Genomic DNA, 1,516 nt, shown 5'->3' on the forward strand with positions numbered 1-1,516 from the left:
GAGGTGAGGAGCCCTGCCTGAAGAGGGATTTCGCGGGTGCCGTGCATTGGCAACAAAGCAGAAGTTGTGTTGATCCGGGCGGGCTCGTCGCGACGTATGCAGCGCTTTTTCGCCGCCGCGGCGGCACCCTGCTGGAGGAAGAAGTGCGGTCACTGACGCAGCCTGCTTCCGGCTGGCACGTCCACTTGCGGAACGGGCGGCGCCTGGCCACTGAAAACATCGTCATTGCGCTCGGTGCCTGGTCGCCATCCCTCCTCAGGCCGTTGGGCGTTTCCATGCCCATGATACGCAAGCGGGGCTACCACAGGCACTACAAAGCCGATCGCCTTCCAGGCAGGCCGTTGTTCGATGTTGCCGCCGCGGCCCTCTATTGCCCCATGAGTCAAGGGCTTCGGCTGACCACGGGCGCCGAGATTGCCCGCTTCGCGTCGACCAAGACGCCTTGGCAACTGGCCCGAGCCGAACGTATGGCGCGCGAGGTGATCGATTTCGGTGAAGCCGTCGAGCCTGAGCCCTGGGCAGGTTGGCGGCCATGCATGCCAGACATGCTTCCGGTAGTTGGCGCCGTTCCCAAAATCCCCGGTCTCTGGTGCAATTTTGGTCACGGCCATCAGGGATTTACCCTTGGACCCACAAGCGCCCGGCTATTCTCGGAACTGGCGGGCGGCAGGGCCGAAGATCAGGTGACTCAGGCTGTATCCCCTGTGCGATATCTCTGAACAACGGGGTCGCGGCTGAGCCGGATACCGCTTAGATCGAGCCCGCTTCGCATTGGAATGCGAATTCTCAAATCTCACCTCCTTCCAGATCCCGCCGGTAGGAGCCCAGATCGTGCTCCTGGGCGTCCGACCGGTCGTGTTGTCGGGACTTCAGCGAGTCACGCCCCAGTGCGCGATTACTTCGCCGATGCCTGCATCGCACTGAACAGATCGACCACGCTTTGCGGTGCGGTGTCGTCAAAAAACCGCTTTAGGTTCTGCTCGGTTTCTTGGGCCACCTTGCCGCTTCGTGGGAAGAGGTCGTTTTCGTAGACAGTGAGTGCGGCTTCGATCTCGTCAGGATAGGCAAGGAGCGCTTGGGCAAGCTCCGCGCCATCAAGCATGGCGAGGTTCGCGCCTTCGCCAGAGAATGGGGACATCAGATGCGCGGCATCGCCGAGTAAAGTTGCGCCTGGCACCCGGCTCCAGCGATGACCAACCGGGAGCGCATAGATCGGTCGAAGCACTGGATCGGTGTCGCAGTCCGTGATGAGGGCAGTCAGCTGCGGAGCCCATCCTTCGAATTGCCCGGCGATATGAGCCAACCCAGCTTCAGCGTCACTGAAATCGATCGAAGCGATCCAGTCTTCCGGTTTGTTCAAGGCGACGTAGACATGCAGACTTCCGTCGGCATTGCGATGCGCCAGGATACCTTTGCCGGGCGCAACGGCCATCAGCGTGCCGCTGCCGATCGCCTCTGCGCTCGCCTTGTGGCGCGTGTCGCCATCGAAAAGGAATGTCTCGACGAAACACGTTCC

Annotated in this window: 2 protein-coding genes; one reads left to right on the top strand and one right to left on the bottom strand. The window is 61.6% G+C overall.

Annotated elements, in window-relative coordinates:
* Window positions 1–719 (top strand): FAD-dependent oxidoreductase (locus EN932_RS35870; RefSeq protein ID WP_164890843.1); only part of this gene is annotated, 719 nt, incomplete at its 5' end.
* A 176-nt stretch (window positions 720–895) separates the two neighbouring features.
* Here the strand turns inward: EN932_RS35870 and EN932_RS35875 are convergent.
* Window positions 896–1,516, bottom strand: a 621-nt coding sequence (locus EN932_RS35875) for an FAD-dependent monooxygenase (protein WP_206619030.1), incomplete at its 5' end; no start/stop codon positions are given.

This window comes from Mesorhizobium sp. M7A.F.Ca.US.002.01.1.1 (genome assembly GCF_004022955.1).
In the GTDB taxonomy this organism is placed as follows: domain Bacteria; phylum Pseudomonadota; class Alphaproteobacteria; order Rhizobiales; family Rhizobiaceae; genus Mesorhizobium; species Mesorhizobium ciceri.